Source organism: Streptomyces sp. NPDC093111, from assembly GCF_040683955.1.
Lineage (GTDB): Bacteria > Actinomycetota > Actinomycetes > Streptomycetales > Streptomycetaceae > Streptomyces.
Map to the genome: position 1 here is coordinate 200,888 of NZ_JBFBNW010000004.1, position 21,832 is coordinate 222,719.

General features: G+C 72.3%; 22 protein-coding genes and 1 tRNA gene. 10 read left to right on the top strand and 13 right to left on the bottom strand.

What is annotated here, in order from left to right:
- Nucleotides 1–2: 2 nt before the first annotated feature.
- Entirely contained in the window at nucleotides 3–1,079 is a 1,077-nt protein-coding gene (gene nth, locus AB0Q96_RS07970; protein ID WP_365322810.1) for an endonuclease III, read from the bottom strand.
- A gap of 144 nt (nucleotides 1,080–1,223) precedes the next feature.
- Here nth and AB0Q96_RS07975 point away from each other — a divergent pair, with 144 nt between their 5' ends.
- Complete coding sequence (locus AB0Q96_RS07975) at nucleotides 1,224–1,898, top strand: Crp/Fnr family transcriptional regulator (RefSeq protein ID WP_046910193.1); 675 nt, start codon at nucleotides 1,224–1,226, stop codon at nucleotides 1,896–1,898.
- Nucleotides 1,899–2,020: 122 nt separating this feature from the next.
- Here AB0Q96_RS07975 and AB0Q96_RS07980 read toward each other — a convergent pair whose 3' ends face one another.
- The 5 genes from AB0Q96_RS07980 to AB0Q96_RS08000 form a co-directional block, all read right to left on the bottom strand.
- Nucleotides 2,021–2,905, bottom strand: coding sequence for a prohibitin family protein (locus AB0Q96_RS07980; protein ID WP_365322812.1), 885 nt, complete (start codon nucleotides 2,903–2,905; stop codon nucleotides 2,021–2,023).
- Nucleotides 2,906–3,059: 154 nt separating this feature from the next.
- Complete coding sequence (locus tag AB0Q96_RS07985) at nucleotides 3,060–3,890, bottom strand: MBL fold metallo-hydrolase (RefSeq protein ID WP_365322814.1); 831 nt, start codon at nucleotides 3,888–3,890, stop codon at nucleotides 3,060–3,062.
- Nucleotides 3,887–4,765, bottom strand: a complete 879-nt coding sequence (locus tag AB0Q96_RS07990) for an NUDIX hydrolase (RefSeq protein ID WP_365322816.1) — start codon at nucleotides 4,763–4,765, stop codon at nucleotides 3,887–3,889. Before AB0Q96_RS07990 ends, AB0Q96_RS07985 begins: the two co-directional genes overlap by 4 nt.
- 121 nt (nucleotides 4,766–4,886) lie before the next feature.
- Nucleotides 4,887–5,357, bottom strand: a complete 471-nt coding sequence (locus tag AB0Q96_RS07995; protein WP_365322818.1) for a RidA family protein — start codon at nucleotides 5,355–5,357, stop codon at nucleotides 4,887–4,889.
- Nucleotides 5,354–5,512: a DUF4177 domain-containing protein gene (locus AB0Q96_RS08000; protein ID WP_123954897.1), complete on the bottom strand. Its 159-nt coding sequence runs from the start codon at nucleotides 5,510–5,512 to the stop codon at nucleotides 5,354–5,356. The genes AB0Q96_RS07995 and AB0Q96_RS08000 overlap by 4 nt, the downstream gene beginning before the upstream one ends.
- 157 nt (nucleotides 5,513–5,669) lie before the next feature.
- Here AB0Q96_RS08000 and AB0Q96_RS08005 point away from each other — a divergent pair, with 157 nt between their 5' ends.
- Both AB0Q96_RS08005 and AB0Q96_RS08010 read left to right on the top strand, forming a co-directional pair.
- Nucleotides 5,670–6,632 (top strand): ArsA-related P-loop ATPase, encoded by a 963-nt coding sequence (locus tag AB0Q96_RS08005; RefSeq protein ID WP_365322820.1) that lies wholly within the window; start codon nucleotides 5,670–5,672, stop codon nucleotides 6,630–6,632.
- Nucleotides 6,629–7,927 carry an ArsA family ATPase gene (locus tag AB0Q96_RS08010; RefSeq protein WP_365322822.1) on the top strand — a complete coding sequence of 433 codons (1,299 nt, stop codon included), beginning with the start codon at nucleotides 6,629–6,631 and terminating at the stop codon, nucleotides 7,925–7,927. The genes AB0Q96_RS08005 and AB0Q96_RS08010 overlap by 4 nt, the downstream gene beginning before the upstream one ends.
- A gap of 18 nt (nucleotides 7,928–7,945) precedes the next feature.
- Here AB0Q96_RS08010 and AB0Q96_RS08015 read toward each other — a convergent pair whose 3' ends face one another.
- Nucleotides 7,946–8,290 carry a WhiB family transcriptional regulator gene (locus tag AB0Q96_RS08015; protein WP_207926774.1) on the bottom strand — a complete coding sequence of 115 codons (345 nt, stop codon included), beginning with the start codon at nucleotides 8,288–8,290 and terminating at the stop codon, nucleotides 7,946–7,948.
- Nucleotides 8,291–8,651: 361 nt separating this feature from the next.
- Between AB0Q96_RS08015 and AB0Q96_RS08020 the strand changes: the two genes are divergently transcribed.
- The gene (locus AB0Q96_RS08020) at nucleotides 8,652–10,889 is read left to right on the top strand and encodes a transglycosylase domain-containing protein (RefSeq protein WP_365322824.1); all 2,238 of its coding nucleotides are present in this window, start codon (nucleotides 8,652–8,654) and stop codon (nucleotides 10,887–10,889) included.
- 95 nt (nucleotides 10,890–10,984) lie between these two features.
- On the opposite strand, the gene AB0Q96_RS08025 is transcribed toward AB0Q96_RS08020, so the two are convergent.
- The gene (locus AB0Q96_RS08025) at nucleotides 10,985–11,449 is read right to left on the bottom strand and encodes a GatB/YqeY domain-containing protein (protein WP_365322825.1); all 465 of its coding nucleotides are present in this window, start codon (nucleotides 11,447–11,449) and stop codon (nucleotides 10,985–10,987) included.
- Between the two features lie 74 nt (nucleotides 11,450–11,523).
- Here AB0Q96_RS08025 and AB0Q96_RS08030 point away from each other — a divergent pair, with 74 nt between their 5' ends.
- Entirely contained in the window at nucleotides 11,524–12,462 is a 939-nt protein-coding gene (locus tag AB0Q96_RS08030; protein WP_365322827.1) for a metallophosphoesterase, read from the top strand.
- Between the two features lie 201 nt (nucleotides 12,463–12,663).
- Nucleotides 12,664–12,737, top strand: a tRNA-Pro gene (locus AB0Q96_RS08035).
- 146 nt (nucleotides 12,738–12,883) lie between these two features.
- On the opposite strand, the gene AB0Q96_RS08040 is transcribed toward AB0Q96_RS08035, so the two are convergent.
- Nucleotides 12,884–13,390 carry a MarR family transcriptional regulator gene (locus tag AB0Q96_RS08040; RefSeq protein WP_365322829.1) on the bottom strand — a complete coding sequence of 169 codons (507 nt, stop codon included), beginning with the start codon at nucleotides 13,388–13,390 and terminating at the stop codon, nucleotides 12,884–12,886.
- Nucleotides 13,391–13,566: 176 nt separating this feature from the next.
- Between AB0Q96_RS08040 and AB0Q96_RS08045 the strand changes: the two genes are divergently transcribed.
- Nucleotides 13,567–14,796 (top strand): MFS transporter, encoded by a 1,230-nt coding sequence (locus AB0Q96_RS08045; protein ID WP_365322831.1) that lies wholly within the window; start codon nucleotides 13,567–13,569, stop codon nucleotides 14,794–14,796.
- Between the two features lie 137 nt (nucleotides 14,797–14,933).
- Complete coding sequence (locus AB0Q96_RS08050; protein WP_365322833.1) at nucleotides 14,934–15,959, top strand: protein kinase; 1,026 nt, start codon at nucleotides 14,934–14,936, stop codon at nucleotides 15,957–15,959.
- A gap of 67 nt (nucleotides 15,960–16,026) precedes the next feature.
- Here the strand turns inward: AB0Q96_RS08050 and AB0Q96_RS08055 are convergent, their stop codons facing one another.
- The 3 genes from AB0Q96_RS08055 to AB0Q96_RS08065 all read right to left on the bottom strand — a co-directional run bounded on the left by AB0Q96_RS08055 (nucleotide 16,027) and on the right by AB0Q96_RS08065 (nucleotide 19,328).
- Nucleotides 16,027–16,308 carry a hypothetical protein gene (locus tag AB0Q96_RS08055; protein WP_361620841.1) on the bottom strand — a complete coding sequence of 94 codons (282 nt, stop codon included), beginning with the start codon at nucleotides 16,306–16,308 and terminating at the stop codon, nucleotides 16,027–16,029.
- A 100-nt stretch (nucleotides 16,309–16,408) separates the two neighbouring features.
- Nucleotides 16,409–17,422 (bottom strand): YdcF family protein, encoded by a 1,014-nt coding sequence (locus AB0Q96_RS08060; RefSeq protein WP_365322836.1) that lies wholly within the window; start codon nucleotides 17,420–17,422, stop codon nucleotides 16,409–16,411.
- A gap of 61 nt (nucleotides 17,423–17,483) precedes the next feature.
- Nucleotides 17,484–19,328, bottom strand: a complete 1,845-nt coding sequence (locus AB0Q96_RS08065) for a tetratricopeptide repeat protein (RefSeq protein WP_365322838.1) — start codon at nucleotides 19,326–19,328, stop codon at nucleotides 17,484–17,486.
- Between the two features lie 160 nt (nucleotides 19,329–19,488).
- On the opposite strand from AB0Q96_RS08065, the gene AB0Q96_RS08070 reads away from it, so the two are divergent.
- Both AB0Q96_RS08070 and AB0Q96_RS08075 read left to right on the top strand, forming a co-directional pair.
- Nucleotides 19,489–20,559, top strand: a complete 1,071-nt coding sequence (locus AB0Q96_RS08070) for an Lrp/AsnC family transcriptional regulator (protein WP_365322840.1) — start codon at nucleotides 19,489–19,491, stop codon at nucleotides 20,557–20,559.
- A gap of 39 nt (nucleotides 20,560–20,598) precedes the next feature.
- Nucleotides 20,599–20,961, top strand: coding sequence for a DUF6191 domain-containing protein (locus AB0Q96_RS08075; protein ID WP_365322841.1), 363 nt, complete (start codon nucleotides 20,599–20,601; stop codon nucleotides 20,959–20,961).
- Here the strand turns inward: AB0Q96_RS08075 and AB0Q96_RS08080 are convergent.
- Nucleotides 20,939–21,769 (bottom strand): class I SAM-dependent methyltransferase, encoded by an 831-nt coding sequence (locus tag AB0Q96_RS08080; RefSeq protein WP_365322843.1) that lies wholly within the window; start codon nucleotides 21,767–21,769, stop codon nucleotides 20,939–20,941. The two genes, AB0Q96_RS08075 and AB0Q96_RS08080, sit on opposite strands and share 23 nt — an antisense overlap.
- Nucleotides 21,770–21,832 lie beyond the last annotated feature (63 nt).

Sequence of the window (21,832 nt, forward strand, 5' to 3'; positions counted from 1 at the left end):
GCTCACGAGCTCGCGCCCAGCGGCGGGGCCGGCCGGCCGGGGTAGTCCGGGGGCGGGTTGAGCCGCTGGCCGGGGAAGCCGCCCTTCTCGTACTTCAGCAGCTTCTTCGCCTTCTCCGGGTCCGTCTCGCCCTCCCCGTACGCCGGGCAGAGGTGGGTGATCGGGCAGGCGCCGCAGGCGGGCTTGCGGGCGTGGCAGATGCGGCGGCCGTGGAAGATCACCCGGTGCGAGAGCATCGTCCACTCGCTCTTCGGGAAGATCTCGGCGACCTCCGCCTCGATCTTCACCGGGTCGTCCTGCTCGGTCCACTTCCAGCGGCGGGCGAGCCGCATGAAGTGGGTGTCGACGGTGATGCCGGGCACTCCATAGGCGTTGCCGAGGACGACGAAGGCGGTCTTGCGGCCGACGCCGGGCAGGGTGACCAGGTCCTCCAGGCGGCCGGGGACCTCGCCCCCGAAGTCGTCCCGGAGGGCGGCGGACAGGCCCATGATCGACTTGGTCTTGGCGCGGAAGAAGCCGGTCGGCCTGATCAGCTCCTCGACCTCCTCGGGGACGGCGGCGGCCAGGTCCTCGGGGGTCGGGTACTTCGCGAAGAGCGCCGGGGTGGTCTGGTTGACCCGCAGGTCGGTGGTCTGGGCGGACATGACCGTGGCGACCAGGAGCTCGAAGGGATTGCGGAAGTCGAGCTCCGGATGGGCGTACGGGTAGACCTCGGCCAGCTCCCGGTTGATCTTCCTAGCCCTTCGCACCATGGCGAGGTGCGACTCGGGCTTGGCGGGCTTGGCCGTCCTGCCGGTCCTCGGCGCGCCCGCGGCGGCCTTCGCGGCCTTCGCGGACGCCGCAGCGGCCTTCCCCACGGGCTCCGTCACGCGCTCCACCACGGCCTTCGTCGCCTTGGGCCCCGCCGCGGCCTTCCCGGCCTTCGGCTGCGCCTTCGTCCGCGCCCCGGACGGCTTCACCGGTGCGCGTTTCGTCGCTTTCGTCTGTTTCGACACGCCGTGTTCGCCCACAGCGGAATTACCTTCGTCCGGCACTCTTCCAGCCCCCTTGGCCTGTGCTCTCACCGGCGAGTTGGACACCCGGCCAGCCTAGGCGTCGCCACCGACATCCGCCCCGCACGGTGCGGATCACGACCCAATCGGGCCCCTGACGTACGGAAAGGCCGTCCGGTGAGTCAAACTTGTTGTGATTGATCGCACTGAGGTCGACATAGGAGAGAACTCGTGGACGACGTTCTGCGACGCGCCCCGCTGTTCGCGGCGCTCGACGACGAGCAGGCCGCCGAGCTGCGCGCCTCGATGAGTGAGGCGACGCTCGCCCGCGGCGACGCGCTGTTCCACGAGGGCGACCCGGGTGACCGGCTCTACGTGGTCACCGAAGGCAAGGTGAAGCTGCACCGCACCTCGCCCGACGGGCGCGAGAACATGCTGGCCGTCCTGGGCCCCGGCGAGCTCATCGGCGAGCTCTCCCTCTTCGACCCGGGCCCGCGCACCGCCACCGCGACCGCGCTGACCGAGGTCAAGCTGCTCGGCCTCGGCCACGGCGACCTCCAGCCCTGGCTGAACGCCCGCCCCGAGGTGGCCAGCGCCCTGCTGCGCGCGGTCGCCCGCCGGCTGCGCAAGACCAACGACCAGATGTCCGACCTGGTCTTCTCCGACGTGCCGGGCCGGGTCGCCCGCGCGCTCCTCGACCTGTCGCGCCGCTTCGGCGTGCAGTCCGAGGAGGGCATCCACGTCGTCCACGACCTCACCCAGGAGGAGCTGGCCCAGCTGGTCGGCGCCTCCCGCGAGACGGTCAACAAGGCGCTCGCCGACTTCGCCCAGCGCGGCTGGCTGCGTCTGGAGGCCCGCGCCGTGATCCTGCTCGACGTCGAGCGGCTCGCGAAGCGCTCGCGCTAGTCGCGACGCACCCGAACGCGACGCACCCGAAGCGGAAGGGGGCCGCCCGGTTTCGACCGGGCGGCCCCCTCTTCGTACGGCGGGACGGTGTGACGGCGTGACCGTGTGACGGCCCGCGGGCGCTAGCGCTTCGTGCCGTCCACGATCAGCGGGTTGGCGGTGCCCCCGCCGCAGGGCACCGTGTAGACCGGGTTCTTGGCCGCGGCCTCCTTGTACGCGTCGATGCACTGGTTCATGAGGACCTTGTCGGTCAGCGAGTCGTTGAGGATCTTGTTGGCGCGGGCGATGCCCTCCGCCTCGATCCGGCGCCGGTCGGACTCGGCCTTGGCCGTACGGGCGGCCTCAAGGGCCCGCTCGGTGGCCTGCTGCTGCTGGATCTTGCGGTCGATCTGGCCCTGGAGGGCGTCCGAGGGCTTCACGTTGCGCAGGTTGACCGTGGTGACGTCGATGCCGCGCGGGGCGAGGCGCTCCTTGATGAGCCGGGCTATCTCCGCGTTGATCTTCTCGCGGTCGGAGGCGTACCCCTGCTCGCTGCTGTAGCGGGCGAAGACGTTGCGGACGATCTCCCGGCTGTCCGGGTAGACGAGACGCTGCTGGATGGCATCCTCGCTGCCGGCCAGCTTGTACAGCTCGACGGCCTTGGACTGGTGCACCGCCCACTTCACGGTGACCTCGGCGTACATCACGCCGCCCTGCGAGGAACGGACCTCGACCACTTCCTTGTCGGAGAGGTTCAGGTCCACCGGCCGCGTCGAGAAGGTCGTGACGTCGGTGAACGGCGACTTGACGTGCATCCCGGACGACATCGGCGAACCGACCTTGCCGAAGGCGACCGGGACGCCGACCTCGTACGCGCTGATCACGTACGTCATGCTCACGATCAGCGAGAACAGGCCGGCTATCAGGGCGCCGAGGCCGCCGAACTTGAGACCGCGGGAGTCGTTCACGCGGCCGATGATGTAGAGCACCACCGCGGTGATGACCAACAGGATGGCTAGGACGAACACGGGCTTCCCCCCAGGGCTAAGGCCAGACGTAAGCGGAGCGTAAGACACACTCCGGGCCCGCCCGGTTGCGGGGCCGCCCTCGGCGGATCGGACCCGCCCCTTCCTTCGGACCGCCCCCGGTCCCTTCCTCCGGACCGACCGCCGGTCCCTTCCGTCAGACCAGCCCCCGCTCCTTCAGGTACTCCAGCTGCGCCCGTACGGAGAGCTCGGCGGCCGGCCAGAGGGAGCGGTCCACCGCCGCGTACACCTCGGCGACGATCTCCGGGGCCGTCCGGGCCCCGTTCGCCACGGCCGTCTCCACCTGCGCGAGGCGGCTCGCCCGGTGCGCGAGGTAGAACTCCATGGCTCCCTGGGCGTCCTCCAGGACCGGGCCGTGCCCCGGCAGGACCGTGTGCACCCCGTCGTCGACGGTGAGCGAGCGCAGCCGCCGCAGCGAGTCCAGGTACTCCCCGAGCCGCCCGTCCGGGTGGGCCACCATCGTCGTCCCGCGTCCCAGGACGGTGTCCCCGGTCAGCACCGCGCGGTCCGCCGGGAGGTGGAAGGAGAGCGAGTCGGAGGTGTGCCCGGGCGTCGCCACGACCCGCAGTTCGAGCCCGCCGGTCGTGACCACGTCGCCCTCGGCGAGGCCCTCGTCGCCCAGCCGCAGCGCGGGGTCGAGCGCCCGCACCGCGCTCCGGGTGAGCTCGGCGAAGCGCGCGGCGCCCTCGGCGTGGTCCGGGTGCCCGTGGGTGAGCAGGGTGAGCCCGATCCGCGTGCCCAGCTTCTCGGCGGTCTCCACGACCCGCCGCAGGTGCCCCTCGTCGAGCGGACCGGGGTCGATGACGACGGCGAGGTCGGAGCCGGGCTCGGCGACGATCCAGGTGTTGGTGCCGTCCAGGGTCATCGCCGAGGGGTTCGGCGCGAGGACGTTCACCGCGCGGGCGGTCGCCGGGCCGGAGAGGACGGCGCCGCGCGGCTGCCCGGGGAGCTCGGCGGCGGCGCTCACGACCCACCGCCCGCCGGGATGTGCTTGGTGAACTCGTCGTGGCCCGGCCAGCTCAGGACCAGCTCGTCGCCGTCCAGGCGGGCCTGCGCGAGGACCGGGGTCAGGTCCCGCTCCCCGGCGGCGGCGAGGGCCTCGCCGGCCGTACCGAACCGCTCCAGGCCGCGCAGGGTCGAGATGGTCGGCGGCATCATCGTCAGCTCGCCCCGGTCGTAGCCGGCCGCCGCGTCCGCCGGACGGATCCAGACGGTGCGGTCGGCCTCGGTGGACGCGTTCCGGGTGCGCTGGCCGGCGGGGAGGGCGGCGACGAAGAACCAGGTGTCGTAGCGCCGGGGTTCGAACTCGGGCGTGATCCAGCGGGCCCAGGCGCCGAGGAGGTCGGAGCGCAGCACGAGCCCCCGCCGGTCGAGGAAGTCCGCGAAGGACAGCTCGCGGTCGACCAGGGCCGCCCGGTCCTTCTCCCACGCGTCCCCGGTCGTGTCGCCGACGACGCTGTCGGGCGTCTCCCCGGCGAGCAGCACGCCCGCCTCCTCGTACGTCTCGCGCACGGCGGCGCAGACGACGGCCTGCGCCTGCGCGGGGTCGGTGAGGCCGAGGCGGGCCGCCCACTCCTCGCGGGAGGGTCCGGCCCAACGCACGGGGTGCTCGTCGCGCGGGTCGACGCCGCCGCCGGGATACGCGTACGCCCCGCCCGCGAAGGCCATGGAGGCGCGCCGCCGCAGCATGTGGACGGCGGGGCCCTCGGCGCCGTCCCTCAGGAGGAGCACGGTGGCGGCCCGCCTGGGTGTGGCGGGGACCAGCTCACCGGCGGCGAGGGCACGGATCCGGTCGGGCCATTCCGGTGGGTACCACTGACCATTCGACTGACCATTCGACATGGCCGGATGCTATGCGCAAGCATCGAAATGCACGAGAGCCGATCCCCCGCCTGTGGAAAACCACCTGTGGAGAACCGGCTCTTCGTACGCCCGCGGGCGCGGGCGGGGATGTCTGGGGGCGTCAGTCCTGGACGAGCTCGACCTGGACCTCGACCTCGACGGGCGCGTCCAGCGGGAGGACGGCGACGCCGACGGCGCTGCGCGCGTGCACGCCCTTCTCGCCGAGGACGGCGCCGAGCAGCTCGCTGGCACCGTTGATGACGCCCGGCTGGCCGGTGAAGTCGGCGGCGGAGGCGACGAAGCCGACGACCTTCACGACGCGCTTGATGCGGTCGAGGTCACCGGCGACCGACTTCACGGCCGCGAGGGCGTTCAGCGCGCAGGTGGCCGCGAGCTCCTTGGCCTCCTCGGCCGTGACCTCGGCGCCGACCTTGCCGGTGAGCGCCAGCTTGCCCGCCACCATCGGGAGCTGGCCCGAGGTGTAGACGTACGCGCCCGACCGCACGGCCGGCTGGTAGGCGGCCAGCGGCGGCACGACCTCCGGCAGGGTCAGGCCCAGCTCGGCCAGCTTGGCCTCGACGGCCCCGCTCACGACTTGGCCCGCTTCAGGTAGGCCACGAGCTGCTCGGGGTTGTTCGGCCCGGGCACGACCTGGACGAGCTCCCAGCCGTCCTCGCCCCAGGTGTCCAGAATCTGCTTCGTCGCGTGCACCAGCAGCGGCACAGTCGCGTACTCCCACTTGGTCATGAGCCGACTGTAGCCGCTGCCGGGGGCCCCTCCCGCCGGGGCGGTCCCCCGACGGGAGGCCCGGAGGCCCCCTCGGGGTCGGGTCGGGGTCGGGTCGGGGTCTTCTCCGGGGCGGCCCTCTGATTGGGCCGGGCCGGCAGTGGTTAGGCTCGAAGGCGTGAGCAGGCTCCAGGTCGTCAGCGGCAAGGGCGGTACCGGTAAGACCACGGTCGCCGCCGCACTCGCGCTCGCCCTCGCGACCGAGGGCAAGCGCACCCTTCTCGTGGAGGTCGAGGGCAGGCAGGGCATCGCGCAGGTCTTCGAGACGGAGCCGCTTCCGTACGAGGAGCGCAAGATCGCCGTCGCGCCCGGCGGCGGCGAGGTGTTCGCCCTGGCCATCGACGCCGAGCGGGCCCTCCTCGACTACCTCCAGATGTTCTACAAACTGGGCGGCGCGGGCCGGGCCCTGAAGAAGCTGGGCGCGATCGACTTCGCGACGACGATAGCCCCGGGCGTCCGGGACGTGCTGCTGACCGGGAAGGCCTGCGAGGCGGTGCGGCGGCGCGAGAAGCAGGGCGGCTTCAGCTACGACTACGTGGTGATGGACGCCCCGCCGACGGGCCGCATCACCCGCTTCCTCAACGTGAACGACGAGGTGGCGGGGCTGGCCCGGATCGGCCCGATACACAATCAGGCCCAGGCGATCATGCGCTTCCTGAAGTCCCCGGACACGGCGGTGCACCTGGTGACGCTCCTGGAGGAGATGCCGGTCCAGGAGACCGCGGACGGCATCGCGGAGCTCCGCGCGGCCGAACTGCCGGTGGGCAGGACCATCGTGAACATGGTCCGCCCGCACGTCCTCGACGAGGCGGCGGTACGGGCCGCCTCCGGCGACCACCGCGAGGGCATCGCCGCCGCGCTGGCGGCGGCGGGCGTCAAGGGCGGGACGAAGCTGGTCGATCCGCTGCTCGAACAGGCCGCGGAGCACGCCCAGCGGGTGGAGCTGGAGCGGGCCCAGCGCGAGGTGCTGGACGGCATCGGGGTGCCGGCGTACGAACTGCCCTTCCTGGGCGACGGGGCGGACATCGCCGGTCTCTACCGGCTGGCGAAGGAACTGCGGAGGCAAGGGGTGGGCGCGTGACGGAGGCGCAGAAGGCCGCGACGGCGAACGGTCTCGACGCGGTCCCCGTCCTGGAGCTCGACCCGCTGATCGACGACCCGGCCACCCGCATCATCGTGTGCTGCGGCGCGGGCGGGGTAGGCAAGACGACGACCGCGGCGGCGCTCGGTGTGCGGGCGGCGGAGCGCGGCCGGCGGGTCGTGGTGCTGACCATCGACCCGGCGCGGCGGCTGGCGCAGTCGATGGGGATCGACTCGCTGGACAACGTGCCCAGGAAGGTCGAGGGCATCAAGGGCTCCGACGGCGGTGAGCTGCACGCGATGATGCTCGACATGAAGCGGACCTTCGACGAGATCGTCGAGGCGCACGCGGACCCCGACCGGGCGCGGGCGATCCTGGAGAATCCCTTCTACCAGTCCCTGTCGGCCGGTTTCGCCGGTACGCAGGAGTACATGGCGATGGAGAAGCTGGGCCAGCTGCGGGCCAGGGACGAGTGGGACCTGATCGTGGTGGACACGCCGCCGTCCCGGTCGGCGCTGGACTTCCTGGACGCGCCGAAGCGGCTCGGTTCCTTCCTGGACGGGAAGTTCATCAAGCTGCTGATGGCGCCCGCGAAGGTGGGCGGCCGGGCCGGGATGAAGTTCCTCAACGTCGGCATGTCGATGATGACGGGGACGCTGGGGAAGCTGCTGGGCGGTCAGTTCCTGAAGGACGTGCAGACCTTCGTGGCGGCGATGGACACGATGTTCGGCGGCTTCCGCACCCGCGCGGACGCCACGTACAAGCTGCTCCAGGCGCCGGGCACGGCCTTCCTGGTGGTGGCGACGCCGGAGCGCGACGCGCTGCGCGAGGCGGCGTACTTCGTGGAGCGGCTGGCCGCGGAGGAGATGCCGCTGGCCGGTCTCGTCATCAACCGCGTCCACGCCAGCGGCGCCGCCCGGCTGTCGGCCGAGCGGGCGCGGGCCGCCGCGGAAAATCTTGACGAGGGGCGCATTGTGGATCAGGGGGGCGGGAAGACTGCTGGGCGTGGCCCCCGAGCCACTTCGCCCGAGACCGCCGCCGTACCGCCCGTGTCCGAGGCTGCCCCCACAGCCGAGGCGGACACGGATGTCCACCAGCTCACCGCAGGACTGCTCCGTCTCCATGCCGAGCGGATGCAGGTGCTCGCACGTGAACAGCGCACGCGTGATCGTTTCACCGCGCTCCACCCCGAGGTGGCGGTCGCCGAAGTGGCCGCCCTGCCCGGCGATGTGCACGACCTCGCCGGTCTGCGGGCCATCGGTGACCGTCTGACGACGGGTCGCATGCCGTCGTAGGTCGACCGGGCGTCCGGCCTAGCCCGCGGCCGCGTACGTCTCGTACGTCGCGTCGTCGTCCATCGCCACGGGCAGCAGGCCCGCGCCCCGCTCGTACTCGGTACGCGCGGTCTCCAGGAGCCGGCGCCACGAGGTGACGGTCGGCCGGCGGCGCAGCAGGGCGCGGCGCTCGCGCTCCGTCATGCCGCCCCACACGCCGAATTCCACACGGTTGTCGAGGGCGTCGGCGAGGCATTCGGTCCGCACCGGGCATCCGGTGCACACCGCCTTTGCCCTGTTCTGCGCCGCTCCCTGCACGAAAAGTTCATCCGGATCGGTAGTGCGGCAGGCCGCCTGCGCACTCCAGTCAGCTACCCAGCCCATACCGGCGCCGTCCTCTCCCGAATCGAGGCTCCCCCACGGCGGTAGCGGCATATTCACCGCTGCCAGTTGGGACGTTACGGAAGGTGGGCACAGCGCAACACCCCCTTCGGGCCCAATCTTGAATGGTCCGAACGGACTATGCGTACGCGTCAGATCACCCAGGGGAGTGACCGAAGGACATAGCACCCTTATCGGACATGAGCCGAATTCGGGCATGAACTTCCCGTGCTTCGGGTACACGGAATTTCACACCTACGTCACGCACGGGTCTTGATGCGAGACCACACTGCTGTGACAGTTGAGAGCAGCTTAGGCCAAGGCATATACGCGTGTCCGGCGAATGAGAACGTAGGCTGCCCCCATGGCAAAGAAGCGCTCGGGCGGTGGTCTGACCGGGACCCAGCAGGCCGCCAAGTTCCTCGGTGTCAGTGTGCTCTCCGGAGCCGTGCTGGCGGGCATCGCCCTGCCCGCGGCCGGAGCACTCGGACTGGCGGCCAAGGGCACGGTCGAGGGATTCGACGAGATCCCGTCCAATCTGAAGACTCCGCCGCTGAGTCAGCGCACCACCATCCTCGACTCAGAGGGCGGCCACATCGCCACCGTGTACTCGCGGGACCGCAAGGTCGTACCGATCGAGAAGATCTCGCCGTACATGCAGAAGGCGATCGTCGCGATCGAGGACTCGCGCTTCTACGAGCACGGCGCGATCGACCTCAAGGGCGTGCTGCGCGCCATCAACCGCAACGCGCAGTCGGGCGGGGTGTCGCAGGGCGCCTCCACGCTGACCCAGCAGTACGTGAAGAACGTCTTCGTCGAGGAGGCGGGCGACGACCCCGAGAAGGTCGCGCAGGCCACCCAGCAGACCATGGGCCGCAAGGTGCGCGAGCTGAAGTTCGCGATCCAGGTCGAGGAGGAGCTCGGCAAGAAGAAGATCCTGGAGAACTACCTCAACATCACGTTCTTCGGGCAGCAGGCGTACGGCATCGAGGCCGCCTCGCAGCGCTACTTCTCCAAGCCGGCCGCCGACCTCACCCTCGCCGAGTCCGCGATGATGGCCGGCCTCGTGCAGTCGCCGAGCCGCTACGACCCGGTCAACGACATCCAGGAGGCGACCAAGCGGCGCAACATCGTCCTCCAGCGCATGGCCGACGTGAAGGACGTCAGCCAGGCGGAGGCCGACAAGGCGAAGGCCACCCCGATCAAGCTGAAGGTGAAGACGCCGAAGAACGGCTGCATCACCGCCGTGGACGGGGCCGGCTTCTTCTGCGACTACGTCCGCAAGACGATCCTCAACGACCCGGTCTTCGGCAAGACGTCCGAGGAGCGCCAGAAGCGGTGGAACCTGGGTGGTCTCACCATCCGCACCACGCTCGACCCGCGCGCCCAGGCCGCCGCCAACGAGGCCGCCGTCGCCAAGATCGACAAGGACGACAAGGTCGCCGCCTCGGTGGTCCAGGTCCAGCCCAACAGCGGCAAGATCCTGTCGATGGGCCAGTCCCGCCCGTACGGCCTCGACCAGAAGCTGCACCAGACGACGCTCAACCTCGCCGTCGGCAAGAAGATGGGCGGCACGACGTACGGCTTCCAGGTCGGCTCGACCTTCAAGCCGATCACGGCCGCGGCGGCGCTGGAGAAGGGGCTGAGCCCGGCGCAGTCGTTCTCGACGCCGTGGAAGATCTCGGTGCCGATGAGCTCGTACAGCACCTGCAAGGGCGGCCCGTCCGGCGGCGGCAACTGGGACCTGCAGAACGAGATGCAGTCCGAGGCCGGCAGCTGGGACATGACCAGCGCCCTCGGCAAGTCCATCAACACGTACTTCGCGCAGCTGGAGCAGATGACCGGGCTCTGCGAGACGGTCCAGATGGCGAAGAAGATGGGGTACGAGAAGGAGCTCGGCAAGAGCCTGAAGGAGCTCCCCTCGATCACCCTCGGCGGCCAGGAGTCCACCCCGCTCGACATGGCGGCGGTGTACGCGACCTTCGCCAACCGGGGCACGTACTGCACGCCCGTCGCCATCGAGTCGATCACGACGGCCAACGGCGAGAAGCTGAAGGTCCCGCAGACCGAGTGCTCGCGGGCGATGACCGAGAAGACCGCGGACACCGTCAACCAGATGCTCAAGGGCGTCGTCGAGGACGGCACGGGTACCCGGGCCGGACTGAGCGACCGCGACAACGCGGGCAAGACGGGTACCACCAACGACCGCAAGGACGCCTGGTTCGTCGGCTACACGCCGAACCTGTCCACGGCGGTGTGGGTCGGTGACGACGTCGGCGAGAAGACCTCGATGTACGACATCACCATCGGCGGCCAGTACTACGACAAGGTCTGCGGTGGCTGCCTCCCGGGCCCGATCTGGAAGATCGCGATGACCGGGGCGCTCAACGCCTCCGAGACGCCGGGCTTCGTGCCGATCACCGTTCCTCGCGGCGCCCAGCCGGAGGACAAGGAGAAGGACAAGAACAAGCGCCCCGGCGACGACAACAAGCCGGGCGACCGGCGCCCCGGTGGCACCCTGCCGGGCGGCATCACCATCCCGCCGGACCTGTTCGGCGGGAACGGGCACGGCAACGGGCGCGGTGGCGGCGGTAACGGATAGCGGCGCTCTCCGGCACGAGCGCGCAGGACACGAAGAGGGGCGCCCCTCCCGGACTCCGGGAGGGGCGCCCCTCTTCGTACGGACGCGGGGTCAGGTCACCCGGCGAGGAGGCGCTTCACCGTGGCGGCGACGCGGCCGCCCTCGGCCTGGCCGGCGACCTTGGGGTTGACGATCTTCATGACGGCGCCCATGGCCCGCGGACCCTCGGCACCGGCGCCCTTCGCCTCCGCGACGGCGGCGGCCACGATGGCCTCCAGCTCGGCGTCGGAGAGCTGCTTGGGCAGGTACTCGTCCAGGACCTCGCGCTCGGCCAGCTCACGGGCGGCGGACTCGGCGCGACCACCCTGGGCGAAGGCGTCGGCGGCTTCGCGACGCTTCTTCGCCTCCTTGATGATCACGGTCTGCACCTCGTCCTCGGAGAGCTCGCGCTTGGTCTTGCCCGCGACCTCCTCCTTGTTGATGGCGGCGAGGGTCATCCGCAGGGTCGAGGAGCGCAGCTCGTCGCGTCCCTTGATCGCGGCGGTGAGGTCGTCGTGGAGCTTGGCCTTCAGCGTGGTCATGGGTCCCAGTGTGTCAGGTGCCGCGCCCGGACCGCCCGCGCATTTCCGCCCATCGGGTCTGCGACGATAAGGGGATGCGCGCACGGTACGGGATCCCCCTGAAGATCACGGCAGGCCTCACGGCGACGGCCGCGGCCGGCATCGTCTACGCGGCGGGCTTCGAAGCCCGCTCGTTCCGGCTCCGCCGGGTGACCGTCCCGGTGCTGCCCCGGGGCATGCGCGACCTGCGGGTCCTCCAGGTCTCCGACATCCACATGGTGAACGGCCAGAACAAGAAGCGCGCCTGGCTCCAGTCGCTGGCCGGGCTGCGCCCGGACTTCGTGGTGAACACCGGAGACAACCTCTCCGACCCGAACGCCGTGCCCGAGGTGCTCGACGCGCTCGGCCCGCTGATGGAGTTCCCGGGCGTGTACGTCTTCGGCTCCAACGACTACTACGGGCCCCGACTGCGCAACCCCGCCCTGTATCTCAAGGAGAAGATGCACGGCCGGCACGGCCTCAACGGCAACCCGCCGGTGGTGGGCGCCATCCACAACCCCTGGGAGGGGCTGCGGGACGCGTTCGACGCGGCGGGCTGGGTGAACCTGACCAACACCCGCGGCCGGCTGAAGCTGCCGGGCCTCGACCTCGCCTTCACCGGCGTCGACGACCCGCACATCAAGCGGGACCGGTACGAGCGGGTCGCGGGCGGCCCCGACCAGGACGCCGACTTCTCGGTGGGCGTGGTGCACGCGCCGTACCTGCGGGCCCTGGACGCGTTCACGGCGGACGGCTACGAGCTGCTGCTGGCCGGCCACACCCACGGCGGGCAGCTGTGCATCCCCTTCTACGGGGCCCTGGTCACCAACTGCGACCTGGACACCGACCGCGTGAAGGGCCTCTCCACGCACACCGTCGACGGGCGCACCTCGTACCTGCACGTCTCGGCCGGCTGCGGCACCAACCGCTTCACCCCGGTCCGCTTCGCCTGCCCGCCCGAGGTGACCCTGCTGACCCTGACGGCCCGCGGCTGAGGCCGTGACCCCGTACGGGTGCGCCGCGCCCTGCGGCCGTCCCGCCCCCGGCGCCCGCCCCTGAGCGCCGGGCCCGGCCCTGGTCCCGGTGGACCGTTTCCGGCCGTCTCCCGTGGGCCGTGTGAAACGGATTTCGTCTCTGGGCGCGGGTGGGCTAAAGTAATCGATGTCGCCGCAACGTGAAGAACAAAGCAGCGACATCGGGGTGTAGCGCAGCTTGGCAGCGCGCTTCGTTCGGGACGAAGAGGTCGTGGGTTCAAATCCCGCCACCCCGACAGCCGTAAGACCAGAAGGGCCCGGTTCGAGAAATCGAACCGGGCCCTTCTGGCTTTTCCCGTCGGTTTCGCGGGGTGCGCGGGGCCGGCTGCCGGGGCGTCAGGTCGGGGCTGGGCCGCGGCAGCCGGGGGCGGAGGGTGCGGGGTTACGTGATGTCCGTGTCGCCCAGGGCTTCCAGGACCTGGCGGAGGCCGTCGGCGGTGGTGGCGACCAGGGCGCGGTCGACGTCGGCGAGGAGGCGGGCGTAGCTCGCCAGGTGGTCGGCGAAGGCGGCGCGGGTGACCTCGTGGCCGTGGTCCGTGAGGCGGATCCTGATGGTGCGGCGGTCGTCGCCGTCGCGTACGCGCTCGACCAGGCCCTTGGCCTCCATCCGGTCGATGCGGTTGGTGATCGCGCCGGAGGTCACCATGGACGCCTTGAGGAAGGCGCCGGCGGTGAGCGTGTACGGCGGGCCCGAGCGCTGGAGCGTGGTGAGCACGTCGAACTCGCCGTGCTCCACACCGTGGGCGGCCGCCGCGGTCTTGGCGGACTTGTCGATCACCCGGGCCAGCCGCTGGATCCGGCCGAAGAGCTCGACGGGCCAGAGGTCCTCCGCCACGTCCGGGCGCTCCTTGACCCACTGGCCGACGATCGCGTCCACGGCATCGCTCATGGCCCTCACTCCTCTCAATGGACATCTTCTCAACGTTAAGACACTTGACGTTGAGAGAGTCGCGGTGCTTTTATCTCAACGTTGAGATTATCAAGGTTGAACGGCAGGGCGCCTCATCTCCGCCCCGCCCCGCCTCGCTGCCTTCCTTCCTTCCTCCCTGCCGACCGGAGCCCGTCGTGTCCCTGCTCGACCGCACCCGCCCCGCCACTCCCGCCCCTCCCGCCGCTCCGGGTTCGCGCCCCGTGCCCGTCGCCTGGCTGGCGCTGCTGGCCGCGCCGATCGCCGCGAGCGCCAACAGCCCGGTCCTGATCCTCCCCGACATGGCCGGCTCGCTCGGTGTCCGTACCGCCACGGCGACCTGGCTCGTCACGGTCTTCGCCTGGGCCATGGCGGTCGGCACCCCGCTCATGGCGGGCCTGCTGCGGCGCCGCGGCCTCGGCACCGCGCTGCGGCTGAGCGCGGTCCTGATCACGGCCGGCACCGCGGTCGTCGCCGTGGCGCCCTGGCTGCCGCTGGCCATGGCGGGCCGGGCGGCCCAGGCGGTGGGCGGCGCGGGCCTGGTCACCGCCGCGATGAGCCTGGCGGGCTCGGTCCGCCGCATGGGGGTCATCACGGCGGGCTTCGGGACGCTGGGCGCCGTCGGGCCGCTGCTCGGCTCGACGATCTCCGGCGCGCTCTCCTGGCGCGCGGCCCTCGCCGTCGGGTCCGTCGCCCTCCTGGCCCTGCCCGCGGTCATGCGCCGCGCCGACCTGTCCGCCCCCGAGCGGACCACCCCCTTCGACACCCGGGGCGCGGCCCTGCTGGTCCTGACCGCGACCGCCCTGGTGCTCATCCCCCGCCACCCGCTCCCCGCGGTGGCCGCCGCCCTGGTCAGCGGCGCGCTGCTGGCCCTGCACGTCCGGTCCCACCCCACCGGCTTCGTCCCCGCGTCGCTGCTGCGCACCCGGGCGTTCGCCCTCTCCGCCCTGCTCGCCTGCGCCTTCTCGACCTCGTACTTCACCCTCCTCTTCACCATCCCGCAGCTGCTGCGCGACCGCACCGACTGGTCGACCTCGCTCATCGGCACCGGCCAGCTCGTCGCCCTCCTCGTCGGCTCCGTGCTCTCCATGCTGATGGCCGCCGCCGCGGCCCGGCTCGGCCGGCCGAAGGTCCTGGCGGTCCTGCTCGCGGTCGGGGCGCTGGCCCCGCTGACCGCCGTGCTGAGCCCCTGGGCGCCGCTGCTGCTGCCGGTCGCGACGCTGGCCGTCTTCACGACGAGCGCGGGCCAGGCCACCCTCGCGGTGTACGCCACCCAGGCGGCGCCGGGCGCCCAGCGCCCCACGGCGATCGGCCTGTTCAACCTCTGCTACCAGCTCGGCGGCGCCTTCGGCCCGGCGATCGCGGCCCTGATCACGCTGGGCGGCTGATCCCCCGCCCCCGGCGCACGGGCGGAACGGCCCCGCGCGTCCCCGGCCTGAAGCCGCCTCAGGAACCGGCTCTACGATGGGGCGTCGAGAAGAAGGGTGGGTCTCAGGTGCTGGTCGCGGACCGATATCGGCTCCACATGTGTGTCGGGCGGGGCGGCATGGGCGAGGTGTGGCGGGCCACCGACGAAGTGCTCGGGCGCGACGTGGCCGTGAAGTTGATGCTGGGTCACGAACACGACCCGTCCGCCGCCGACCGGTTCCGGATGGAGGCCCAGACCGCGGCGCGGCTGAGCCACCCGCACGTCGTCGGCGTCTTCGACTTCGGTACGTGGGACGGCAAGCTGTACCTCGTCATGGAGCTGGTCCACGGGGACAGCCTCGCCGGGGACCGGGGGCAGGCGCCGGTGCTGTCGGCCGAGCAGGTCGCGACCGTCGCCGCGCACGCGGCGGCCGGGCTCGCCGCCGCGCACCGGGAAGGCGTCGTGCACCGGGACATCAAGCCCGGAAACCTGCTGCGGGACGCCGACGGGACGGTGAAGCTGGCCGACTTCGGCATCGCCCGCTTCGTCGACGACCCGTCGGCCGCGCTCACCACCACGGGGCAGATCGTCGGCACCGGGCTGTACCTGGCGCCCGAGCGGGCCCTGGGGCAGCCCGCCTCGCCCGCCTCCGACGTGTACTCGCTGGGCTGCGTGCTCTACCAACTGCTCACCGGGCAGACACCGTTCCGCGGGGACACCGCGACGGCCCTGCTCTACCAGCACATCGACACCCCGCCGACGCCGCCGCGGCAGGCCGGGGTCGTGATGCCGGCCGCGTTCGAGTCCTTCCTGCTGTCGCTGCTGGCCAAGCAGCCGGAGCAGCGGCCGGGGGCGCAGGCCATCGCCGAGTGGTTCAGCTCCGGGGCGTGGCGGGACCAGCCGCTCCCGCTGCCGCAGGCCGTGACGCCCGCCCCGGCCCCGCCCGCGCACCAGCGGGAGCGGCACGCGCCCGCGCAGCACGCGCCGCCGACCGCGCCCGTGTCCCGGGGGCGGCGGGCGCAGGCGCCGGCCGAGAACCCGCTGGCCGCGATATCGCGGCGGCGGCCCCGCAGGACCGCCGCGGTCGCCGGGGCGATCGCCTTCGTCGTCTTCCTGCTGATCGGGATGGCCTGGGTCTCCTGAGCCGTCCCGGCCAGAGTGCGCCTGTGGGGGCCCGTGGGCGCGTGACGTCCCGGCCGAGTCGCCGGGCTCAGTAGATGCGGGGGGCCATGACGTGGCCGTCCGGGTGCTCCGGGGCGAGCAGCAGGCAGCGGGGCACTCCCGGACCCGGGGTCGCCCGGACGGTGACCGGGGTCGGCGGGTCGGTGGGCAGCTCGATGCGGACCGTCACCGGGCGGTCGTCCCGGGTCGTGGCGTGGCCCGTCTCCTTGCCGTCCACCAGGACCTCGACGACCGGGGTGTGGCCGGTCTGGACGGTCGCGCTGACCGAGTGGCCCCGGTAGTCGATGTGGAAGTGGTGCCGTGCTCTCATGACGTCGCCTCCGCCGCGGGTGGCCGCCCCTCCGTTCCAGCGTAGGGCGACGGCGCGGGGAACGTCGGCCGACGGAACGGCCGACCGGCTGGCCGACGACCTAGCTGACGGCCCAGGCCAGGCAGCCCAGCAGGATCAGGGCCGCGCAGATGCCCAGGTTCACCACCCGGTACTCCAGGAAGACCGCCACGAACTCCCGGATGGTCGCGCTCGGCCAGAAGTACGCGGCGGTGGGCGAGCCCACCACCTGCCCGTTCACCCCGGCCTTGCGGGCCATCAGCGCGGCCCGGAAGGCGTGGAAGTTGTTCGTCACGATCACGCACTCGGAGCCGGGGCGGTCGCGCTCCATCAGGCTCTTACTGAAGAGCATGTTCTCCTCGGTGGTGCGCGAGCGGTCCTCCCTCAGGACACGGTCCTCGGGGAACCCGCGCTCCACCAGGTAGTCCGCCATGGCGTGCGACTCGGGCAGTTCCTCGTCCGGGCCCTGTCCGCCGGAGGTGATGAGGACCGGCGTCCGGTCCACCTCGCGGCGCGCGGCGAGCACCTCGTACACCTCGCGGCCCCGGTCCAGCCGGCTGGCGAGCAGCGGCGGCACCCGACGGCCGCCGATCAGGCCCGAGCCGAGGACGACCACGTAGTCCGCGTCGCGCCGGATGCGCATCCTGCCGTACAGGAAGGCGTAGCCGATGAAGCAGAGGAAGAGGAAGGAGACGTACGCGAGGACCATCACCAGCGTGCCCGCGACGATGCCCAGGGACTTCGAGCGGGTGATCACCGCGGTGGCCATCAGGGCGATCACGCCGAAGATGCCCAGACCGGCCAGGAGCGAGAGCAGGTTGGCGGGGCGGCGGCCCTCCTTGCGGACCATCTTCACGCCGTTCGCGCACAGCAGCCCCGCCAGGACGAGCGGGCCGAGGGCCAGCACCAGCAGCAGGACGACCATCACCGTCACGGAGATCGCGGGGTGGGTGTCGTCGAGCCCGGCCAGCAGACCGAGGCCGAAGAACGTGACGGCGAGTCCCAGGTACACCGCGTTGGCGAAACGGCGCCGGTCGCGCAGCACACCCGCCCCGAACAGCAGCAGGAACACGGCGCACACGACGTAGGCGAACATGCGCTCATCGTAGACAGCGCCTCCGACACCGTTGTCGGAGCAGGGCGGTGCGCGCGTACGGTCAAGGCTCGGCGACCAGCGCGTGCAGGCCGCGCCGCGCGCCCTCCTCGTACGCCCGGCGCAGTTCCCCGGCCGAGAGGTGCTCGCGCAGGGCCGACTCGCTGCGCTCGCGGGACGGCGAGCAGAAGTGCGCGGGGCGGTAGCCGTCCTCGAAGGTGGAGGAGCGCAGCAGGTCGACCGCGCCCAGGAGATGGGCCGCGGTGGTGGGCCGGCCGCGCAGGATCCGCATCTGGGCGAGGAGCTCCGCCGCGCAGGCCGCTCCGGAGACGCAGCCGATCCGCAGGTGCTCCCGCAGGGCGCGGGTGGCGCGCTCCGCGGCGCGGCCCGGCTCCCCGTCCCAGTAGTGCAGCTCGGCGCGCGCGTACTGCGCCCAGGCGTCGGCCCAGACGTCCCGCCCGGCCCAACTGCGCACGTCGGCCCGGTCCAGGGCCTCCTGGGCGGCCTCCGGGTCGGTGCGGACCCGGGCCAGGGCGAGGGAGGTCCAGCAGAGCTGCCGGGTCGGGCCGAGGTCGGGGTACTCGGCGATCCCCTCCAGGGCGTCGCGGAACTCGGCCGCCGCCGCCTCCGTACGGCCCTGGTACAGGGCGGTGGAGCCGCGCAGATGGGCCAGCAGGGCCAGGCACCTGTCGTCGCCCTCGCGGACGGCCGCCGCCCAGGACCGCGCGAGGAGCGGGTCGGCGTCCTCCGGGTGGCCGGCCTCCAGCTCCAGGTAGGCGGCGAGCCACAGGGCGCGGGCGGGCAGGGGGCCCGGGTGGAGGGACAGGGCGTGGCGCAGCCGGGACCGGCCCTCGGTGACCCGGCCGCAGGCCACCCACAGGAACCACAGCGCGACGGCGATCTCGACGGCGGTGTCCGCCTCGGCGGCCGGCGACAGCGGCGCGGTCGTCGGGTCCATGGCGGCGGCCAGGTCGGGGAGTTCGAGGAGGGAGAGCGCGCGGGCGTCGTGCTGCCGTCCGCCCTGCCACCAGTCGGTCGCCCGCCGGGCCACCTTCACGTACCACCTTCGGTGGTGGAGGACGACGGCCCAGCGGTCCCCGCGCTCGGCGAGGCGGCGGGCGCCGACCGCGCGCATCGGCGGCGGCATCCAGTAGCGCTCCTCGCCGGGATCGCCGTCGTCCACGGGGAGCAGGACGAGCGGGGCCAGCCGGTCCAGGACGTCGAGGACGAAGTCGGCGGGCAGCGCCCCGGAGGCGCACACCTCGCGGACGGCCTCGCGCCCGAAGGAGCCCTCGAAGACGGAGATCCGCTCCCAGAGGAGCTGTTCCAGCGGGTCGCACTGGGCGTAGCCGTCTTCGGCGGCGGCGAGTTGGAGGGCGGACGGGCCGTCTTCCCTGGCGCCGTCCGGGCCGTCCGGGCCGTCCAGGCCGTCTGAGCCTTCTGGTCCGTCCGGGCCGCCCGGTCCGCCCGGTCCGCCCGGTCCGTCCGGCGCGGGGGCGACGGCCAGGGTCCGCTCCTCCACGAGTCGCAGTGACCGCGGGGCCGTGACGAGCACGGTGAGGCCGGGGGCGAAGGCGGGTGCCTCGCGGAGCAGGCCGGCCACCAGGGCCGTGCCACGGGACCCGAGCCGCTCCCAGCCGTCCAGGACGAGGACGCGGGGGGCTCCGGGGGCGGTGAGCCGGCGGCGCAGCACCCGGGCGAGCGCGGGCAGGTTCTCCGGGGTGAGGAGCTCGGCGGGCTCCCACAGGGCGTCGACGCCCTCGCGCCGCAACGCCTCCCTCAGGAGCCGGGACTTGAGCGGGCCCGGGGGCCCGGTCAGGGTCAGCAGCCTCGCTCCGTCGCGTATCGAGCCCCGCAGGACCGCCAGTTCCTGCTCGCGGCCCGCCAACGAACGCCCCGTTTCAGCCATCTGCCCCTGTCCGCCCCGTCGCTGTGGATCAGGTCTCGTCAACCTGACTTCAAAGCGGGGCACCGCGGGTACGGCTTGAATGCATATGCCCCTGGGTCAAAATCCTGGGGGCCCGAAGCAAACCGGCCAAGGTTTTGCCGTGAATCGACCAAGGAGACGCATGCCATCCGGGGAAACCGTCCTGGGAGAGCCGGATCTGGCGCTGATCCACGCCTTGCAACTCGTTCCGAGGGCGAGCTGGACACAGCTTTCGGCCGTGCTCGGCGCCGGACCCGACACCCTCGCCCGCCGCTGGGACCACCTGACGGCGGGCGGCTACGCGTGGAACGGTTTCCTGATCCGCCATCAAGGCCGGGCGGCGCCGCTGTACGCGTGGGTGGAGGTGGACTGCGCGGCCGGCCGCTCCGAGGAGACCGCGATCGCGCTGTCCGGCGACCCGTACACCCTGGGGGTGCACGAGGTGACCGGGGACACCGACCTGGTGCTGCTCGTGCTCTGCCCGGACCTGGCGGCCCTGGACTCCTACCTGTCGCTGCGGGTGCAGCGGCTGCCCGGGGTGACCCGCTCGCGGACCCAGCTGGTCACGGGGGTGCACAGCGCGCGCAACCTGTGGCAGCTCGACCAGCTGACCCCGCGCCAGGCCCGGCAGCTGCTCGGCCCCACGGTGCCCGCGCAGGGCGGCCAGGGCGCGAAGAGGGCGCCGCGGCGGCGTCCGCGGCAGCTGACCGAGCTCGACGAGAACCTGGTCCTGGAGCTCGCCGGGGACGCCCGGCGCAGCGCGGCGGAGCTCGCGCGGATCTGCGGGGCGAGCGAGTCGACGGTGCGGCGCCGGCTGGACGCCCTGACGGCCGGCGACCTGCTGATCCACCACTGCGTGCCGGCACCGCGCTTCTCGGGACGGCCGGTGTGGGCGCTGATCAGGGCGGACGTACCCTCGCTCGCGGTGGTGTCGACGGCGGCGGCGATGGCCCGGCTACGGCAGACCCGGCTGGTGACCTCGGTGACCGGCGGGCACAAGCTGATCGTCGGGGCCTGGCTGCGCTCGGTCGGCGAGCTGCACGACATCACCACCACGATGGAACGGGCGGCGCCCGCCCTGCGGATCACCGGGACGACACTGAGCCTGCGGACCCACAAGTCGGGCGCGCAGGTGCTGGGGCCGGACGGACGCCGGCTGCACCACGTACGCCCGGATCTGCACGCGCCGCTGGGGCAGGACCGGCTCGTCTGACCCTTTCCCCCTCAAGGGGGCGGGGGTGAGAATGGCGGCATGGAGTTCGCCGTGTTCGTGACCCTGCCGGGGCTCGTCATCCTGCTGACCGCGCTCGCGTTCGGCGACCAGATCCTGCGCGCCACCGGGCGCGGGCGGCGGTCGGGCCAGATCTCCTCCACCGGCTTCGAGCAGCTGCACGCCACCTTCTCGCAGGGCAAGCAGAACGAACTCAAGGAGCGGCAGAGCTCCCTCGTGATGCGGGACGACGAGGAGGACGGCGCCCCGCCGCACCGCTCCACGGTGGATCTGACGGGCGGGCGCGCCGTCATCAGGGTGCCGTCCTCGGCGCGGCCCGCGTCGCCTGCGCGGCCTACGCGTCCTACCCGGCCGACGGGCCCTACGCGGCCTTCGATGCCTTGATCGAGTACATCAGCGGGATCCGGGGCCGGTCGGCCGGGAAGCGGTAGTAGCCGTCCTCGTGCCGGGTGAGGGTCTCGAAGCGCGGGTACAGGGTCGCTTCGTGCTCGTGCAGGAACTCGATGCGCAGCCCCGCCTTCGCGAGGGCCGTGACGACCTCCCCGACCGGGTGGACCCACTCCACGCTGCGGTTGTGGACGGTCGCGGCGTCGAGGTCCGCGTACGTGCCGGACGAGGTGTCCACCCAGGGGTCGCGCACGAAGTAGTCGTTGACGATCCGGGTCCCGGTCTCGTCGTCGAAGGAGTCGGCCAGCGGGTGGAACTCGGCGACGTACAGGAATCCGCCGGGCGCGACCAGCGAGGCGGCCGTCTCCGCCCAGCGGTCGAGGTCGGGCAGCCAGCACAGCGCGCCGCCGCCGGTGTAGACGATGTCGTACGAGGAGTCCGGCACGGCCTCCGCGGCGTCGTGGACGTCGGCCGCGACGAACGCCGCCCGGTCCGGCGCGAGGCCGAGGTCGGCGGCGAGCGACCGGGCGGTCTCGACGGCCGGCTCGGAGAAGTCCAGGCCGACGACGCGCGAGGCACCGTGGCGGGCCCAGGACAGGGTGTCGAGGCCGATGTGGCACTGGAGGTGCAGCAGGGAGCGTCCGGAGACGTCGCCGACCTCCGCGCGTTCGAAGTCGCGCAGGGGGTCCTTGCCGGCGCGGAAGTCGTCGAGGCCGTAGAACTCGCTGGCGACGTGGATCGGGACGCGTTCGTCCCAGCGGGCGCGGTTGGCGGCGTGCCAGTCGTCGGGGGTCGGTGCGTACATGTCCGGGAGGTTATCCACAGGCTGCGGACGCGGCCAACGAATTGTCGGCCGGGCGGAGCATCA

Coding starts and splice junctions, on each gene's coding strand:
- AB0Q96_RS07990 (WP_365322816.1), bottom strand. CDS start 4,765: ATGTCGAATGGTCAGTCGAATGGTCAGTGGTACCCACCGGAATGGCCC.
- AB0Q96_RS08000 (WP_123954897.1), bottom strand. CDS start 5,512: ATGACCAAGTGGGAGTACGCGACTGTGCCGCTGCTGGTGCACGCGACG.
- AB0Q96_RS08015 (WP_207926774.1), bottom strand. CDS start 8,290: ATGGGCTGGGTAGCTGACTGGAGTGCGCAGGCGGCCTGCCGCACTACC.
- AB0Q96_RS08020 (WP_365322824.1), top strand. CDS start 8,652: ATGGCAAAGAAGCGCTCGGGCGGTGGTCTGACCGGGACCCAGCAGGCC.
- AB0Q96_RS08025 (WP_365322825.1), bottom strand. CDS start 11,449: ATGACCACGCTGAAGGCCAAGCTCCACGACGACCTCACCGCCGCGATC.
- AB0Q96_RS08030 (WP_365322827.1), top strand. CDS start 11,524: ATGCGCGCACGGTACGGGATCCCCCTGAAGATCACGGCAGGCCTCACG.
- AB0Q96_RS08040 (WP_365322829.1), bottom strand. CDS start 13,390: ATGAGCGATGCCGTGGACGCGATCGTCGGCCAGTGGGTCAAGGAGCGC.
- AB0Q96_RS08050 (WP_365322833.1), top strand. CDS start 14,934: ATGTGTGTCGGGCGGGGCGGCATGGGCGAGGTGTGGCGGGCCACCGAC.
- AB0Q96_RS08055 (WP_361620841.1), bottom strand. CDS start 16,308: ATGAGAGCACGGCACCACTTCCACATCGACTACCGGGGCCACTCGGTC.
- AB0Q96_RS08060 (WP_365322836.1), bottom strand. CDS start 17,422: ATGTTCGCCTACGTCGTGTGCGCCGTGTTCCTGCTGCTGTTCGGGGCG.
- AB0Q96_RS08065 (WP_365322838.1), bottom strand. CDS start 19,328: ATGGCTGAAACGGGGCGTTCGTTGGCGGGCCGCGAGCAGGAACTGGCG.
- AB0Q96_RS08070 (WP_365322840.1), top strand. CDS start 19,489: ATGCCATCCGGGGAAACCGTCCTGGGAGAGCCGGATCTGGCGCTGATC.
- AB0Q96_RS08075 (WP_365322841.1), top strand. CDS start 20,599: ATGGAGTTCGCCGTGTTCGTGACCCTGCCGGGGCTCGTCATCCTGCTG.
- AB0Q96_RS08080 (WP_365322843.1), bottom strand. CDS start 21,769: ATGTACGCACCGACCCCCGACGACTGGCACGCCGCCAACCGCGCCCGC.